Source organism: Streptomyces sp. NBC_00154, assembly GCF_026342835.1.
GTDB lineage: Bacteria > Actinomycetota > Actinomycetes > Streptomycetales > Streptomycetaceae > Streptomyces.
On the sequence record NZ_JAPEMI010000001.1, the window covers coordinates 5,166,642 to 5,183,563 of the forward strand.

The window sequence follows — 16,922 nt, forward strand, 5'->3', positions numbered from 1 at the left end:
GGTCGTCAGTGCTTCGGCCCGACGTGAGCGTCCATGAGCGCGACGGACGCCCGTCGGGCGACGGAGATGTTGAGCGGGTTGCCCCCGCGCGAGAGGGTCGTCCACTCGACCCCGACGGCGGTGAGGGTGTCGCTGAACAGCTTGCGGATGTCGTCCGACTTGTTGGTGAAGAAGTACCGGGGGTATTCGTAACGCTTCCGCTCACCGGCGATGAGTCGGGTGGTCCAGTTGGTGATGCGACATCCGTCGGAGTGGATCAGGCCGCGGATGAACTCCCACGGGTGGGCATCCACGATCTTCTGTTGCCAGGGTTCGAGAGCGATCTTGCGGTTGTGCTTCCTGCCCGGGCCGTGCTGGGGGAAGAAGCAGGGCCAGTGCTTGCTGTAGCAGGTCACGTTCTGGCAGCCTTGGCGCTGAACCCGGAACACCTTGTTGCCGGGACGCACGAGCTGCACGGCTTCGGCGCAGGCGTCGATGAGGCCTGGCCAGGCATCGGCGCAGGCAATACGTAGGAAGTACACGCCCCTTCTCGCATGGGTGATGTAGCCGTCACCGAGATAGAGGCCGAGTAAATAGGCGTACGCGGCGGGGTCTTCGGGATCGCTCGGCAGGCCGTCGCACCTTGGGCAGTCAGCGGCGCGGTTCCAGCCGAGGGGTTCTATTCGTATTTGCCACGAACGGATGGCAGCCCGGGAGATGCCGGTCTGTTTGCTTACGGAGTTCTGGCTGAAGCCTTGGGCGATGAGATCCAGAGCGCGTTTGCGCGTATCAAGGTCGTACACAAGGCCGAGCCTGTCTGGATCTTGATGGCCTCGCGTTGGAATGGATCAGTATTCACACGTTCACGTGAAGTTCTGATATTCCTTTGTGATCTTGGAATCGAAGGAAAAGTGCCCCGAGTCGGACTCGAACCGACACTGTATGGGTTTTGAATCCATTGCCTGCTGCCAATTGGGCTACCGGGGCTCGCAGAATCGAAGGTTCCCTTCGACCCCCTGCGCGACCACCATACCGCAGGTGGGTAGGCTCAAGGGAGCTGTACCTGCCCTGAATGAGGAGCCCCGTGACCACGCCCGAGTCGCCCCAGCCCGTCGCCGACGACGACAAGTCGCACGTCCCGCCGCTGACGACCCGCGTCGTCATCGCCGAGGACGAGGCTCTCATCCGCCTCGACCTCAAAGAGATGCTCGAAGAAGAGGGCTACGCGGTCGTCGGCGAGGCCGGCGACGGCGAGAAGGCGGTCGAGCTCGCCCGGGAGCACCGGCCCGACCTCGTCATCCTCGATGTGAAGATGCCGATCCTCGACGGCATCTCCGCCGCCGAGCGCATCGCCGAGGAGTCCATCGCGCCGGTCCTGATGCTCACCGCGTTCTCGCAGCGCGACCTCGTGGAGCGGGCGCGGGATGCCGGGGCGATGGCGTACCTCGTGAAGCCGTTCAGCAAGAGCGACGTGGTGCCGGCCATCGAGATGGCCGTGTCGCGGTTCGCGGAGCTGAAGGCGTTGGAGACCGAGGTCGCGGATCTTTCGCAGCGGCTGGAGACGCGGAAGCTGGTGGATCGGGCGAAGAGCATTCTGCAGACGGATTACGGGCTGTCGGAGCCGGCTGCGTTCCGTTGGATTCAGAAGACGTCGATGGATCGTCGTCTGTCGATGCAGCAGCTTGCCGAGGCGTTGATCGAGGATGCCGAGGAGAAGCGGCGGGGGTCGAAGGACGGCGAGTAGTCGCGTAGGTACGTACGGAAGAGGCCCGCACCCCGGATCGATCGGGGTGCGGGCCTCTTCCGTGTGAAGGGGTGGGTCAGTCCTCGCCGAGGTACGCCTTGCGGACGGACTCGTCGTGGAGGAGGTCCGCGCCGGTGCCGGAGAGGACGATGTTGCCGACCTCCATGACGTGGCCCTGGTCTGCGAGGGAGAGTGCGGCCTGGGCGTTCTGCTCGACGAGCAGGATCGTGGTGCCCGCCGCCTTGAGTTCGACGATGGTCTCCATGATCTTCTGCATCATGATCGGCGAGAGACCCATGGAGGGCTCGTCGAGCATGAGCAGTTTGGGCTGGGACATGAGTGCGCGGCCCATGGCGAGCATCTGCTGCTCGCCGCCGGAGAGGGTGCCTGCGGCCTGCTTCCGGCGCTCCCCGAGGATGGGGAAGAGGTCGTAGGCGCGCTGAATGTCCTTTTCGATGCCTGCCTTGTCGGAGCGCAGGAATGCTCCGAGTTTGAGGTTTTCGGCGATCGTCAGCCGGGGGAAGATGTGGCGTCCCTCGGGGGAGTGGGCGAGGCCCAGGGAGACGATCTTGTGGGCGGGGATGTTGGTGAGTGGTTTGCCCTCGAAGCGGATCTGGCCGCCGATGGGCTTGAGGAGGCCGGAGAGGGTGCGCAGGGTGGTGGTTTTGCCCGCGCCGTTGGTGCCGATGAGGGTGACGACCTGGCCGGCTTCGACGGTGAAGGAGATGCCTTTGACGGCTTCGATCTTGCCGTAGGCGACCTTGAGGTCTTCGACCTCGAGCAGTGCGGTCACTGGGCGTTTCCTTCCGTGCTGGTGTTGCTTTGTGCTCCGGAGGCTTCGGCGGCCTCGACTTCGGCGACTTCTTCGGCGCCGGGGGCGCCTTCGAAGGGGGTGCCGAGGTAGGCGGCGATGACGCGGTCGTCGCCCTGGACGACTTCCGAGGTTCCCTCGACGAGCTTTTCGCCTTGGACGAGGCAGGCGACGCGGTCGCACAGGTTGAAGATGAAGCGCATGTCGTGCTCGATGACGAGGACGGCGATGCCTTGGTCCCGGATGGCGAAGATGAGTTCTTCGGTGACGCGGGTTTCTTGGGGGTTCATGCCGGCGGTGGGCTCGTCGAGGAGGAGGAGTCCGGGGTCGCTGGCGAGGGCGCGGGCGATTTCCAGCTTGCGCTGGTCTCCGTAGGGGAGGTTGCGCGCGAGGTGGTCGGCCTTGTCCTGGAGGCCGATGAACTCGAGGAGTTCCATGGCGCGGGCGTGGGATGCGGCTTCGGCTTTTTTGAAGCCGGGGCCGCGCAGGAGGGCCGACCAGAGGCCTTCCTTGGTGCGGGTGTGGCGGCCGACGAGGACGTTTTCCAGGACGGTCATGTTGGCGAAGAGCCGGATGTTCTGGAAGGTGCGTGCGACGCCGGCTTTGGTGACCAGGTGTGGTTTGGGCGGGAGTACGGAGCCCTTGTAGCTGACGGTGCCTTCGGTGGGGACGTACAGCCCGGTGAGGCAGTTGAAGAAGGTGGTCTTGCCGGCGCCGTTGGGGCCGATGAGGCCGACGATTTCGCCTGCGTTGACGGTGAGGTCGACGTTGCGTACGGCGGTGAGTCCGCCGAATCGCATGGTGACTCCGGTGGCCTCAAGGACGGGGGTGCCGGTCTTGGGGGTGCCTTCGGTGATGGTGTCGGTGGTCATTTCGGCTGTCACGCCCCCGCCTTGGCGATGCCGGCGCCGGTTTCTTCGGACTGCCGTGGTTCTGGTACGTCGATGGGGTCGTTCTCGTGGTATTCGAGTTGCTGTCGCTTGTCGGCGACGACTCCTTCGGGGCGGAAGCGCATCAGGAGGATGAGCGCGAGGCCGAAGAAGAGCAGCTGGTAGTCGTTGAGGAACTGCAGCTTGGTCGGGATGACGTACAGCAGTGTGGCGCCGAGCAGGGGTCCGGTGATGGTTCCCATGCCGCCGAGGATGACGGCGGCGAGGAGGAACGCGGAGCTGGGCGGTACGGGTCCGGCGAAGACGTACATCTCGGGGACGACGGTGTGCTGTACGTGGGCTTGTACGGTGCCGGCGAGGCCGGCGAGGGTGGCTCCGAGTGCGAAGGCGATGAGTTTGACGCGGAAGCCGTTGATGCCCATGGCGGTGGCGGCTGTTTCGTCTTCGCGGATGGCGACCCAGGCGCGGCCGATGCGGGACTTGCCTGCGCGGGCGAAGATTGTGACGACGAGTGCCGTGCAGAGCAGCATCAGCCAGAAGTAGTTGGCGTAGGAGCCGAGGGTGAAGCCGCCGATGGTGTGTTCTGCCCCGAAGTCGTATCCGAAGAATTTGAGGTCGGGGATGTTGGGGACGCCGTTGGGGCCGTTGGTGACGCTGGGGCCGGAGGTGCCGTCGAGGTTGCCCATGGTGATTCGGAAGATCTCTCCGAAGCCGAGGGTGACGATGGCGAGGTAGTCGCCGCGCAGTCGCAGGGTGGGGGCGCCGATGAGGACGCCGAAGATCAGCGATGCGGCGGCGCCGGTGAGGGCGGCGGCCCAGAACGGGAAGTGGACGCCGAAGGTTGAGGCGGTCGATCCGGAGACGAGGGCGGCGGTGTAGGCGCCTACGCCGAGGAAGGCGACGTATCCGAGGTCGAGCAGTCCGGCGAGGCCGACGACGACGTTGAGGCCGAGGGCGACGGTCGCGAAGATCAGGATGCTGACGGCGAGGAGGGTGAACTCGTCGGTGTTCTGGGTGAACGGGAAGGCCGCGGCTGCCGCGAAGGCGGCGATGACGGTGACCTTGCGGTGTTGGGTGGTGAGTGCCTTGAGGCGGGCGCTCAGTCCGGAGCGGGAGAGCGTGGCGACGCCGAAGGCGGCGAGGATCAGGAAGCCGACGAATTGTTCGCTTTCGGCCTGGAGTCCGTAGGAGGCGACGAACAGGCCGATGGCGAATGCGGCGGCGATGACGAGGATTTGGGCCCAGGAGGGGAGTGCCTTGGGCCGGGCGAGCTTGGTGCCGCCGATGCCGAAGACCGCGGCGAGCGCCTTCTTGAGGCCGCTGCTGGCGGGGTCGGTGTCGCGGTGGAGCGGCAGTCCGAGTGCGGCGAGCAGGGTGATGAGGGAGGCTGCCGCGGCGACGAATCCGCCGGGTTCCAGGTTGGCGATGCCGCCGAGTTCCTGGGCGATGGCGATGACGGTGTACCAGGTGGTGCCGAAGGTGCCGAGTGCGATGAGCAGCAGGGCGTTGTTGCTGCCTGCGGGGTTGAGCCAGCCGAGGCCGCGTACTCCGTGGCCTGCGAGGGCGAACAGCAGGGTGAGGGCGGCGCCGACGAGGGTGATGACCTGGAGGCCGCCGGGGTAGCCGGTGACGGTGAGGTCGCCGGGGAATTCGTCGGTCCAGGTCCAGGCGAGGAAGGTGCTCGCGAGGGTGGCGATGGCTCCGACGGTGGTGGCGAGTCGTGCGCCGGTCTCGGGGAGCGGGATGACGGGGGTGGTCTCGTGAGTGTTTGTCATGGGTATCACGCCCTGTCCGCGACACGTTCGCCGAGCAGGCCTTGTGGCCTGACCAGGAGGACGACGATGAGCAGGACGAACGCCCAGACGTTGGCCCAGGCTCCGCCGCCGAGCTTGTCCATCCCGGGGATGTCCTGGATGTACTGGATGGAGAGGGCTTCGGCGAGGCCGAGTACGACGCCGCCGAGCATGGCGCCGTAGATGTTGCCGATGCCGCCGAGGACGGCTGCGGTGAAGGCCTTGAGGCCGGCGATGAAGCCCATCTCGTAGTTGATCTGGCCGTACTTGAGGCCGGAGGAGACCGCTGCGACTGCGGCGAAGGCGGCGCCGATGGCGAAGGCCATCACGATGATGCGGTTGGTGTTGATGCCCATGAGTTGGGCGGTGTCGGGGTCCTGCGCGGTGGCCTGCATGGCGCGGCCGGAGCGGCTCTTGGCGACGAAGACGCCGAGGGCCAGCATGCACAGGGGTGCGGCGACGAGGAGGAAGAGGTCTGCGCGCTGGATCTGCAGGTTGTCGGTGATCTTGAAGGCTTCGCCGGTGAATTCGGGGAAGCTGCGGGCCTTCTTGGCGTCGGGGTAGAAGCCCCAGACGATCTGCTGCAGTGCGATGGAGAGACCGATTGCGGTGATCAGCGGGGCCAGGCGGGGCGCGGTGCGCAGCGGCCGGTAGGCGAATCTTTCGGCGGCGGTGGCGATGGCCACCGAGGCTATGACGCCGCCGATGAGCATGAGCGGGATGGCCATCCACAGGGCTGTTCCGCTGGGAAGCCAGAGGTAGATGGTGAGGGCGCCGAAGCCCCCGATCATGAAGATCTCGCCGTGGGCGAAGTTGATGAGCTGGACGATCCCGTACACCATGGTGTAGCCGATGGCGATAAGGCCATAGAGGGCACCGAGGGTCAGGCCGTTGGCCAGCGTTTGCGGCAGTTCGTGCACCGCAGGCCTCCGATGAGCGTGTCGGATATGACACCGCGCGAGGGCGCTGTTTGCGCCCTCGCGCGGTCTGGTTCAAGTAGTGCGGGTCATGCGCCGGGTGCTGCGGTGGTCAGTCCTTGAAGGTCTCGCTCTTCACGGACACCCACTCGCCGCCCTTGACCTCGTACACGGTGAGCTGCTTGTTGGTGGTGTCGCCGTACTGGTCGAAGGCGACCTTGCCGGTCACGCCGTCGAAGGAGACCTTGGCCATGGCCGCGGTGATCTTGGCGCGGGCGTCGTCGGGCAGCTTGCCGTCGTTGTCGGCGACGACGGCCTTGACGGCCTGGATGATGGACCAGGCGGCGTCGTAGGAGTAGCCGCCGTAGGCCGCGTAGGGGTCCTTGTAGCCGCCTGCGGAGTAGTCGGCGATGAACTTCTTGGCGGTGTCGAGCTGCTCGACCGGGTAGCCGACCGAGGTGGCGAGGTCACCGTCGTTGGCGACGCCGGACGCCGAGATGAAGGCGGGGTCGTAGATGCCGTCGCCACCCATGGCGGGGATCTTTGCTCCGGCCTTCTTGATCTGGTCGGAGAGGAGGCCGCCCTCGGGGTACTGGCCGCCGAAGTAGACGGAGTCGGCGCCGGAGTTCTTGACCTTGTCGGCGGTGCTGGAGAAGTCGGTCTCCTTCACCGTGACGTGGTCGGTGCCGACGACCTTGCCGCCCAGGCGCTCGAACTCCTTGGAGAAGATGGCCGCGAGGCCGGCGCCGTAGGTCTGCTTGTCGTCGACGACGTAGACCTTCCGCTTCTTCGCGTCGTTGTAGTAGTACTGCGCGGCGAAGCGGCCCTGGATGACGTCCGTGGTGGCCGTACGGAAGTAGGTGTCGAAGGGGCGCTTGAGGTCGCCGGTGCCCCAGTTGTCGCCCTGGCTGAGCGCCGGGTTGGTGTTGGCCGGCGAGACCTGGGTGAGGTGGGCCTTGGCGAAGTCGCTCTGCATCGACTGCGATACGCCGGAGTTCAGCGGGCCGACGACGCCGAGGACGTCCTTGTTGGCGACGAGCTTCACGGCGTTCTGGTGGCCGGTGGCCGGTACGGCCTGGTCGTCCAGCTCCTGGATCTTGAAGGTGACGCCGGGGACTTCTTTGTTCTTGTTCGCCGTCTTGGCGGCGAGGTCCACGGAGTTCTTGATGCCCTGGCCGAGGGCGGAGAGCGAGCCCGTGAGCGGGGCGTCCACGCCGATGATCACGGTGGTGTTCTTGTCGCTGCCCTTGTTGTCGTCGCGCGAACCGCAGGCGGTCAAGGTAAGAGCACCGGTGGTCATCACAGCGGTGAGAATGAGCAAGGAACGGTGTCGCACGGTGAATCCTTTCCCAGGCGCGGCCCCCTCTGCTGAGGTGCCGTTGCACTCGCCGGGCCGTGCTGGTGCGTGGAAGCGCCGCGATCTCAGTCGCGCCCGGCGGCGCGGTGACTGGCCGTGACTCTAGGCGCAGGTGGCGGGGTCGGGGATGGGTCGGCGGAGGATGTGACTGTCTTGTTATGACGTTGAGGAAGGCTTGAGGTGGCTGTGCGGACATGTACGGCTTTTTACCGGACGGTGAAGTGACCGCATGCTGAGAACGCGCAGCTCTGCTAAGGGGCTTGAAGCGATCTTGGTGCTGTCGCGTCGCGGGGGCGGTGAGGGCGCGACGAAGTGCCCGGCGGCCGCGGGCCGGGTGCTGTGCGCCGCCCGGCGGCGCCCGGGTATTGCGTGCTTGTTACGCAGTGTTACGCCGGGGGGCGGTGTGGTCCACGCCCCGTGGTGTCCGTGGGGTGCGTGTGGCTGTTGAGTGGGCCATACAACGGGTTGTGCGGTCAAGAGTGTTGGGGGCGGAAGTTGCCCAACGCCCCTTCCTCGGCGGGGTGTTGTGGGTGGATATAACTCTGCCCGGCCTGGTTTGTGATCCGGGCCGGGCGGAGGGGTGGTGCGGTGCCGGTGCGTCAGGCGGCTGCGGGCTTGGGGGCGTCGCGGAGCATGCAGGTGAGGCGTGCGGTGCAGACGCGCTTGTCCTGTTCGTCCGTGATGACGATCTCGTACGTGGCGGTGGAGCGGCCGCGGTGTACGGGGGTGGCGACGCCGGTGACGAGTCCGCTCCGTACCCCTCGGTGATGGGTGCAGTTCAGGTCGACGCCGACGGCGAGCTTGGTGGCGCCGCCGTGGAGCATGCTGCCGACGGAGCCGAGGGTCTCGGCGAGGACGGCGGAGGCGCCGCCGTGCAGGAGTCCGTAGGGCTGGGTGTTGCCTTCGACGGGCATGGTGCCGACGACGCGGTCCGCGGAGGCTTCGACGATCTGGACGCCCATGCGTTCGCCGAGGTGGCCGGCGGAGAAGAGGGCGGGCAGGTCGACGCCGAGTGCGGCGTACTCGTCGATGATCTCCTGGGGGAACTTGGGTGCGGTGTGCTCGCCCATGGGGTCCGGCTCCGATCGTCTGCGGTGGTTCATAGCTTTATTGCTGTGTGCATCGTTCTTATCAGACGACTGAGCGAACGCTTAGTGGGATGTGGGTGCGGATTCTCCCTGTATGTCCCGCTCCTGGACGCTTCGGCTCTGGATGTTCTCGAAGCGGATGACGACGGACTTGCTGGCGGGGGTGTTGCTGGTGTCGGCGGTGGAGTCGAGGGGGACCAGCACATTGGTCTCGGGGTAGTAGGCGGCGGCGCAGCCTCGGGCGGTGGGGTAGTGGGCGATGCGGAAGCCGGGTGCCCGGCGTTCGGTGCCGTCCCTCCATTCGCTGACGAGGTCGGTGTATGCGCCGTCGGCGAGGCCGAGGGTGCGGGCGTCGTCGGGGTTGACCATGACGACGCGGCGGCCGCCCTTGATGCCGCGGTAGCGGTCGTCGAGGCCGTAGATCGTGGTGTTGTACTGGTCGTGGGAGCGCAGGGTCTGCAGCAGCAGCCGGCCTTCGGGGAGTTCGGGGTATTCGACGGGGGCCGCGGTGAAGTTGGCCTTGCCGGTGGCGGTGGGGAAGCGGCGGGAGTCGCGCGGTGGGTGCGGGAGGGTGAATCCTCCGGGGCGGGCCACGCGGGCGTTGAAGTTCTCGAAGCCGGGGACGACGCGGGAGATGTGGTCGCGGATCGTGGCGTAGTCCTTCTCGAACTCTTCCCAGTTGGTGGTGGATTCGGGGCCGAGGACGGCGCGGGCGAGGCGGGCGACGATGGCGGGTTCGGAGAGCAGGTGGGGGCTTGCGGGGGCGAGGTTGCCGCGTGAGGCGTGGACCTTGCTCATGGAGTCCTCGACGGTGACGAACTGCTTGCCGCTTGCCTGGATGTCCTTGTCCGTGCGGCCGAGGGTGGGCAGGATCAGGGCGCGGCGGCCGGTGACGGCGTGCGAGCGGTTGAGCTTCGTGGAGACGTGGACGGTGAGGCGGGCGCGGCGCATGGCGGCTTCGGTGACGTGGGTGTCGGGGGTCGCCCCGACGAAGTTGCCGCCCATGGCGAAGAAGATCTTTGCGTCGCCGTCGCGCAGGGCCTGGATGGAGCGGACGACGTCGTAGCCGTGGTGGCGCGGTGAGGTGATGCCGAATTCCTTGTCGAGGGCGTCGAGGAATTCGGGTGCGGGGCGTTCGAAGATGCCCATGGTGCGGTCGCCCTGGACGTTGGAGTGGCCGCGGACGGGGCAGACCCCGGCGCCGGGGCGGCCGATGTTTCCGCGCAGCAGAAGGAAGTTGACGACTTCGCGGATGGTGGCCACGGAGTGTTTGTGCTGGGTGAGGCCCATGGCCCAGCACACGATGGTGCGCTTCGAGGCGAGGATCATGGTGAGGGCCTGCTCGATGGCGGCGCGGTCGAGGCCGGTGGCGGTGAGGGTCTCGTCCCAGTCGGCGGCGCGGGCGGCGGCCGCGAACTCTTCGTAGCCGTGGGTGTGTTCGGCCACGAATGTGTCGTCGACGGCGCCTTCGGTCTCCAGGATCATCTTGTTGAGGAGCCGGAAGAGGGCCTGGTCGCCGCCGATGCGGATCTGCAGGAACAGGTCGTTGAGGGCGGTGCCCTTGATCATGCCGTGGGGTGTCTGGGGGTTCTTGAACCGCTCCAGTCCGGCTTCGGGCAGCGGGTTCACCGAGATGACCCTGGCGCCTGCGGCCTTGGCCTTCTCCAGGGCGGAGAGCATCCGGGGGTGGTTGGTGCCGGGGTTCTGTCCGGCGACGATGATCAGGTCGGCGTGGTGGAGGTCCTCGAGGGAGACGCTGCCCTTGCCGACGCCGATGGTTTCCATGAGAGCGGAGCCGGAGGACTCGTGGCACATGTTGGAGCAGTCCGGCAGGTTGTTGGTGCCGAATTCGCGGGCGAACAGCTGGAGCAGGAACGCGGCCTCGTTGCTGGTGCGGCCGGAGGTGTAGAAGAGCGCTTCGTCGGGGGAGTCGAGGGCGCGCAGTTCCTCGGCGATGATGTCGAAGGCGTGTTCCCAGGTCACCGCTTCGTACCGGTCGGCGCCTTCGGGCAGGTACATCGGCTGGGTGATGCGGCCCTGTTGGCCGAGCCAGTACCCGCTGCGGCCGGCGAGGTCGGCGACGGGGTGTGCGGCGAAGAAGTCCGGGGTGACGCGGCGCAGGGTGGCTTCTTCGGCGACGGCCTTGGCGCCGTTCTCGCAGAATTCGGCGGTGTGCCGTTTGTCGCCCTCGGGCCAGGCGCAGCCGGGGCAGTCGAAGCCGTCCTTCTGGTTGACCTTGAGGAGGGTCCGGGCGGTGCGGCGGATGCCCATCTGCTGTTGGGCGATGCGCAGGCTGTGGGCGACGGCGGGAATTCCGGCGGCCGAGCGCCGGGCCGGTTCGACGTGCGGTGCGTCCTGGACCGGGTCACCGGTGGGCGGCTTGGTGGCCATTGTGCTCCCCTTTGAGCCAGCTGCGAACCTGCGCGGTGTCGCTGCATGCGTTCCTGTGGTTGTTCCTGTCGTCGATCGTGTCACGCGGCGCGGGGCGCGTGCCGGGGGAGTGGTGTGCGGTCCGGATTGTCAGTGGTCCGTGGCAGGATCGGGGGCGTGGCTGAGACGGCATCGAAGAAGACGGCAGACAACCGACCGCGCCTGCTCCTGATGGACGGGCACTCCCTGGCGTACCGGGCGTTCTTTGCGCTGCCTGCGGAGAATTTCACGACGGGGGCGGGGCAGCCGACGAACGCGGTGTACGGCTTCGCGTCGATGCTGGCGAACACGTTGCGTGATGAGGCGCCCACGCATTTCGCGGTCGCGTTCGACGTCTCGCGCCGGACGTGGCGGTCGCAGGAGTTCCCCGAGTACAAGGCGAATCGTTCGAAGACGCCGGACGAGTTCAAGGGGCAGGTCGAGCTGATCGGCGAGCTGCTGGACGCGATGCACGCCGATCGTTTCGCGGTCGATGGCTTCGAGGCGGACGATGTGATCGCCACGCTGGCGACGCAGGCGGAAGCGGCCGGGTTCGAGGTGCTGATCGTCACCGGTGACCGGGACTCGTTCCAGCTGATCACGGACAACGTCACGGTGCTGTACCCGACGAAGGGCGTCTCGGAGCTGACGCGGTTCACTCCGGAGAAGGTCGAGGAGAAGTACGGGCTGACGCCGCAGCAGTACCCGGACTTCGCGGCGCTGCGCGGCGACCCGTCGGACAACTTGCCGGGTATTCCGGGCGTCGGGGAGAAGACGGCGGCTAAGTGGATCAACCAGTTCGGTTCGTTCGACGACCTCGTCGCGCGTGCGGACGAGGTCAAGGGCAAGGCCGGGCAGAACTTCCGGGACCACCTTGAGTCCGTGAAGCTGAACCGGCGGCTGACCGAGATGGTCCGTGACGTGGAGCTGCCGAAGACTCCGCAGGACCTGGAGCGCGCGCCGTACGACCGCTCGGCGGTCACGGGCGTGCTGGATGTGCTGGAGATCCGTAACCCGAGCCTGCGCGAGCGGCTGCTCGCGGTGGACCCCGGGGCTGCGGAGGACGAGGCTCCGGCGCCTGCCGCGGGCATCGAGCTGGACGGTGCGGTGCTGGCTGCGGGCGAGCTCGCGCCGTGGCTGGCCGAGCACGGCGGGCAGCCGCTGGGTGTCGCCACGGTCGACACGTGGGCGCTGGGCACCGGCAGTGTCATGGAGATCGCGCTGGCCGCGGCGGGCGGGGCGGCGGCGTGGTTCGATCCGGCGCAGCTCGACGAGGCGGACGAGCGGGCGTTCGCCGCGTGGATCGCGGACGCCGGGCGGCCGAAGGTCATGCACAGCGCGAAGAGCGTGATGCGGGTGTTCCCCGAGCACGGCTGGCAGGTCGAGGGCGTCACGATGGACACGGCGTTGGCCGCCTATCTGGTCAAGCCCGGCCGCCGTTCGTTCGCGCTGGACGCGTTGGCGGTGGAGTACCTGGGCCGGGAGCTGGCCCCCGCGGCGGCGGACGGGCAGCTGGCGTTCGGTGCGGACGACCAGGCGGAGGCCGATGCGCTGATGGCGCAGGCCCGTGCGGTCCTGGACCTCGGGGAGGCGTTCACCGCCCGGCTGAAGGAGGTCGGTGCGGCCGAGCTGCTCCACGACATGGAGCTGCCGACGTCCGCGCTGCTGGCCCGTCTGGAGCGGCACGGCATCGCGGCCGACCGTGAGCACCTCGAATCGATGGAGCAGCAGTTCGCCGGCGCTGTGCAGCAGGCGGTGAAGGAGGCGCACGCGGCGGTGGGCCGCGAGTTCAACCTGGGCTCGCCCAAGCAGCTCCAGGAGGTCCTCTTCGGTGAGCTGGGCCTGCCCAGGACGAAGAAGACGAAGACCGGTTTCACGACGGACGCGGACGCGCTGGCGTGGCTGGCCGCGCAGACGGAGCACGAGCTGCCGGTCATCATGCTGCGCCACCGCGAGCAGGCGAAGCTGCGGGTGACGGTCGAGGGCCTGGTCAAGACGATCGCGGCGGACGGACGTATCCACACCACGTTCAACCAGACGGTGGCGGCGACCGGCCGGCTCTCGTCGACCGATCCCAATCTGCAGAACATCCCGGTCCGCACCGACGAGGGCCGGGCGATCCGGCGCGGCTTCGTCGTCGGCGACGGGTTCGAGACGCTGATGACGGCCGACTACAGCCAGATCGAACTGCGGGTGATGGCCCACCTGTCGGAGGACGCGGGCCTGATCGAGGCGTTCACGTCCGGCGAGGACCTGCACACCACGGTCGCGTCGCAGGTCTTCGGCGTCGACAAGTCCGCCGTCGACCCGGAGATGCGCCGCAAGATCAAGGCGATGAGTTACGGACTGGCGTACGGGCTCTCCGCGTTCGGTCTCTCGCAGCAGCTGAACATCGAGACGGGCGAGGCGCGCGGCCTGATGGACACGTACTTCGAGCGGTTCGGCGGTGTCCGTGACTATCTGCACCGGGTGGTGGAGGAGGCCCGGGCCACCGGCTACACGGAGACGGTGTTCGGGCGTCGCCGCTACCTCCCGGACCTGAACAGCGACAACCGGCAGCGCCGCGAGACGGCCGAGCGGATGGCGCTCAACGCACCTATCCAGGGCACGGCGGCGGACATCGTCAAGGTCGCCATGCTGCATGTCGACCGGGCGCTGACCGACGCGAAGCTGACGTCGCGGATGCTGCTGCAGGTCCACGACGAAATCGTGCTGGAGATCGCCAAGGGCGAGCGCAAGCAGGTCGAGGAGATTCTGCGCTACGAGATGTCGACGGCGGTGCAGCTGCGTGCCCCGCTGGACGTCTCGGTCGGTGTCGGCGCGGACTGGGAGTCCGCGGCGCACTGACGCGGCCGTGACGGCGCCCGCACGGGCGCGGGGGTGTCCGGCAAGACCGGCCGGACACCCTCAGGGGCTGTCCGGCGGGCTTGTCATCAGGTCTGTCCGGTGGCCGGGTGGTGCGGTGGCGGTGGGTGGCTCGTCCCCGGGCCGGGTTCGCAGCCGTATCCACGTTCCGTACAGCACCAGGCCGACCGCAAGGCCTGCTCCGGCACCGAAGCAGGCGGTCGGGATGATGTCCAGCGGTGTGTCGATGTGCCCGAAGTAGGCGTACCAACGGGCGCACCGGTGGACGATGCCGAGCAGTACGCAGACGCTCAGCAGGGCGCCCGCGTACCACCGTGCCCGGCGGTCGAGCACCGGTACGGACGGTGGGACGGGCCGCGCCCCGGTGCGTCGCAGCCCGGACGCGGTGAACCAGGCGAGCACGGTCAGTGCCACCGCCGAACTGCCGTATTGCACGCACTGGAACACCGGAAAGCCGCCGACGTTCTCGTTGAGGACCGGCACCAACCGGGTGCCCCACCGGTCGTGATGGGTGAACGCGTCCCACACCACGTGTGTGCCCGCCCCGATGACCGCCGACACGACGAACCACGCACCGTCCCGCACCCCCCACGGGCCCTGCCGCTCTCCGCGCACGAAGGTGTGCACGCGCCCCTGCCAGGGTCCCGGCAGCAGCGCCACCAGCGGTTCGCGCAGCAGCAGCCACAGCGCCACCACGGCCGCGGTGATCAGGACGTCCACCGTGAACACGCCCCACACGGCATGGGTGACCTGCCCGAACTCCATTGCGCCCGGGATCGCCGTATCCGCGTAGTACGTCATGTCGGGGGCGAACGAACCCGCGACGAGCGCCGAAGCGAACAGCGGCCCGCGCGCGGTGCCGTTGCGTCGGAAGACCGGCAGCACGGCAGCGGCATGGCTGAGGGTGAACGGCATGGCCGCAAGTATGCGCGAGCACTGTGGTGCGGATCCGAAGGACACCCGACACCCGCCGTTCAACTTGCAGTCCGGAACGTGAAATACCAATAAAAATCGGTCAGGCCACTGTGTTCGGGCGGCGCAAGTTGCCGTAGGGTCGCCTGAGTCCTCGCGCTGGGGAGCGCGGGCAGCCGTCGATGGGGAGGGACCAGACGTATGGCAGCGCAATTCGGTCGCCGACTGCGCCGAGGGGCGACCACTACTGCGGTGGCCGCAGTTGCTGTGGCGGCGCTCTCCGCGTCACAGGGCCCCGGGGCAGTGCTCGCATCGGACGGTGGCGGCGGTGACCAGCGCACAGCCGGCTCCACACCGTCCGACGACAGTGCGGCCACCGGCAACTCGCCTTACTACACGGACCTGCCGCCGCTGGTCACTCCCAACAAGCCCGGTACGTCGACCAATCTGCCGATCACCGGCAGTGCGGAGTCCGGCATACCGGCCTCGGTCCTGGCTGCGTACAAGAAGGCCCAGCAGTCCATCGCGAGCAGCGACGCGGCCTGCCGGCTGCCGTGGCAACTCCTCGCCGCGATCGGCAAGGTGGAGTCCGGCCAGGCCCGCGGCGGCCGGGTCGACGCGAACGGCACCACGTTCTCCCCGATCCTCGGCCCGGTCCTCAACGGCCAGGGCTTCGCGATGATCAAGGACACCGACAACGGGGCGTACGACGGGGACTCGACGCACGACCGTGCGGTCGGCCCGATGCAGTTCATCCCGTCGACATGGGCGACCTGGGGCCAGGACGGCAACGACGACGGCCGCAAGGACCCCAACAACATCTACGACGCTGCGCTCGCCGCCGGGCACTATCTCTGCGCCGGCTCCCGTGATCTGGCGATCGCGGCCGATCTCGACCGGGCGGTCCTCAGCTACAACCACTCGAACGAATACCTTCGTACGGTCCGCTCCTGGTTCGACTACTACAAGCGCGGCACGCACGAGGTCCCCGATGGCACCGGCGTCGTCCCGCCGCCCCTCGACGGTGGTACGGACCCGAGCCCGAACCCCGGAACCTCGCCGTCCCCGACCCCGCCCGCGAAGCCGAAGCCGGACTCGAAGCCGCCGAAACCGGGCGGCGGTTCGACCGACCCGAAGCCCTCCACCCCGCCGCCCACCCAGCCCCCCAAGCCGTCCCAGACGCTCGCCGGTGTGGAGAACGCGGGCACCGGTGCGCTGACCGCCACCGCGGGTGACGCGTTCGCCGAGCGGATCAAGGTGCGGGCGAAGAACAGCCTCGGCGGGCCGCTCGCCAAGGTGTCCGTGACGTTCACCATCGCCGGTGACACGGACGCCCGCTTCGAGGGCGGGAAGAACGCGGTCACCCTGGCCACCGGATCCGACGGCACGGTGACCGCACCGGTGCTGCAGGCGGGCGAGACGACAGGCGAGTTCACGGTCCGGGCCATCGCCACCGGCCGCTCGCTGCCGGCCGTCGCCTACACCGCGACCGTCACCGCCCGGCAGGCCGACGCCATAGCCCGGACCGACGACAAGGCGCTGACCGCGGCGCCGGGCGCCGAGTTCGCCGACGCAGTCGAGGTCAAGGCCACCTACAAGGGTGCGATCGCGTCCGGTGTCGCCGTCACCGCCACGATGATCACCGACGGAGACACACCGGCCGAGAACGACAAGGGCCCGTACTTCAAGGACGCGGACGGCAACACGGTCCGCGCCCTGACGGAGCTGAAGACCGGTGCCGACGGCACGCTGCAGCTCCCGAAGATCTACGCCGACGGCACCGCGGGCACGTACAAGCTCCGCCTGACCACCGAGGGCGGCGCCACAGTCGTCATCGAGCTCACGGTCGAGGCCCCCGCCGCCTGACGCCCCGCACCGCTTTCACCGAGCAGCCCCTGTGCCACCACCCGGCACAGGGGCTGCTCCACGTGTTCTCATCTCGCGCCCGCGTTGCTACGGTGCCCCAACCCTGACGACCCATCAGATCAGCGTTCTCCGGGAGGCCGAGCATGCGTGCCGTCATCGCCGCCGCCATCGGGCTGGCCGCGGCCCTCGCCCTCGTGTTCACCATCAGCGCGATCGGCGCCCCCCCCGGCGAGACCTCGCCCCAACCCCTGCTGACCACCGTCCCCGGCCCCAAGAAGTAGAGGGAGGGCG

13 protein-coding genes and 1 tRNA gene are annotated in these 16,922 nt (G+C 68.0%); 4 read left to right on the forward strand and 10 right to left on the reverse strand.

Annotated features, from left to right (window positions below; translation table 11 throughout):
* Window positions 1–5 precede the first annotated feature (5 nt).
* Window positions 6–782, reverse strand: a complete 777-nt coding sequence (locus tag OHA03_RS23160; protein ID WP_267005710.1) for a transcriptional regulator — start codon at window positions 780–782, stop codon at window positions 6–8.
* 109 nt (window positions 783–891) lie between these two features.
* Window positions 892–966, reverse strand: a tRNA-Leu gene (locus tag OHA03_RS23165).
* A 97-nt stretch (window positions 967–1,063) separates the two neighbouring features.
* Between OHA03_RS23165 and OHA03_RS23170 the strand changes: the two genes are divergently transcribed.
* A complete protein-coding gene (locus tag OHA03_RS23170; protein WP_267005711.1) occupies window positions 1,064–1,723 on the forward strand; it encodes an ANTAR domain-containing response regulator in 660 nt (219 codons plus the stop codon).
* A 76-nt stretch (window positions 1,724–1,799) separates the two neighbouring features.
* On the opposite strand, the gene OHA03_RS23175 is transcribed toward OHA03_RS23170, so the two are convergent.
* The 7 genes from OHA03_RS23175 to OHA03_RS23205 form a co-directional block, all read right to left on the reverse strand.
* Entirely contained in the window at window positions 1,800–2,516 is a 717-nt protein-coding gene (locus tag OHA03_RS23175; RefSeq protein WP_267005712.1) for an ABC transporter ATP-binding protein, read from the reverse strand.
* Window positions 2,513–3,406 carry an ABC transporter ATP-binding protein gene (locus OHA03_RS23180; RefSeq protein WP_267008132.1) on the reverse strand — a complete coding sequence of 298 codons (894 nt, stop codon included), beginning with the start codon at window positions 3,404–3,406 and terminating at the stop codon, window positions 2,513–2,515. The genes OHA03_RS23175 and OHA03_RS23180 overlap by 4 nt, the downstream gene beginning before the upstream one ends.
* A gap of 8 nt (window positions 3,407–3,414) precedes the next feature.
* Window positions 3,415–5,199 carry a branched-chain amino acid ABC transporter permease gene (locus OHA03_RS23185; RefSeq protein ID WP_267005713.1) on the reverse strand — a complete coding sequence of 595 codons (1,785 nt, stop codon included), beginning with the start codon at window positions 5,197–5,199 and terminating at the stop codon, window positions 3,415–3,417.
* 5 nt (window positions 5,200–5,204) lie between these two features.
* Entirely contained in the window at window positions 5,205–6,137 is a 933-nt protein-coding gene (locus tag OHA03_RS23190; protein ID WP_267005714.1) for a branched-chain amino acid ABC transporter permease, read from the reverse strand.
* Between the two features lie 109 nt (window positions 6,138–6,246).
* On the reverse strand, window positions 6,247–7,470 hold the full coding sequence (locus tag OHA03_RS23195; RefSeq protein ID WP_267005715.1) for a branched-chain amino acid ABC transporter substrate-binding protein: 1,224 nt from the start codon (window positions 7,468–7,470) through the stop codon (window positions 6,247–6,249).
* Window positions 7,471–8,090: 620 nt separating this feature from the next.
* Entirely contained in the window at window positions 8,091–8,561 is a 471-nt protein-coding gene (locus OHA03_RS23200) for a PaaI family thioesterase (RefSeq protein ID WP_267005716.1), read from the reverse strand.
* An 81-nt stretch (window positions 8,562–8,642) separates the two neighbouring features.
* Complete coding sequence (locus OHA03_RS23205) at window positions 8,643–10,970, reverse strand: FdhF/YdeP family oxidoreductase (RefSeq protein ID WP_267005717.1); 2,328 nt, start codon at window positions 10,968–10,970, stop codon at window positions 8,643–8,645.
* Window positions 10,971–11,126: 156 nt separating this feature from the next.
* On the opposite strand from OHA03_RS23205, the gene polA reads away from it, so the two are divergent.
* Window positions 11,127–13,835 carry a DNA polymerase I gene (gene polA, locus OHA03_RS23210; RefSeq protein ID WP_267005718.1) on the forward strand — a complete coding sequence of 903 codons (2,709 nt, stop codon included), beginning with the start codon at window positions 11,127–11,129 and terminating at the stop codon, window positions 13,833–13,835.
* A 60-nt stretch (window positions 13,836–13,895) separates the two neighbouring features.
* Here the strand turns inward: polA and OHA03_RS23215 are convergent, their stop codons facing one another.
* A complete protein-coding gene (locus OHA03_RS23215) occupies window positions 13,896–14,768 on the reverse strand; it encodes a DUF4184 family protein (protein ID WP_267005719.1) in 873 nt (290 codons plus the stop codon).
* Window positions 14,769–14,966: 198 nt separating this feature from the next.
* Here OHA03_RS23215 and OHA03_RS23220 point away from each other — a divergent pair, with 198 nt between their 5' ends.
* Together OHA03_RS23220 and OHA03_RS23225 are read left to right on the forward strand one after the other, a co-directional pair.
* Complete coding sequence (locus OHA03_RS23220; RefSeq protein ID WP_267005720.1) at window positions 14,967–16,631, forward strand: lytic transglycosylase domain-containing protein; 1,665 nt, start codon at window positions 14,967–14,969, stop codon at window positions 16,629–16,631.
* A 143-nt stretch (window positions 16,632–16,774) separates the two neighbouring features.
* Window positions 16,775–16,912, forward strand: a complete 138-nt coding sequence (locus OHA03_RS23225; RefSeq protein WP_107055348.1) for an SPW_0924 family protein — start codon at window positions 16,775–16,777, stop codon at window positions 16,910–16,912.
* Window positions 16,913–16,922: the final 10 nt, after the last annotated feature.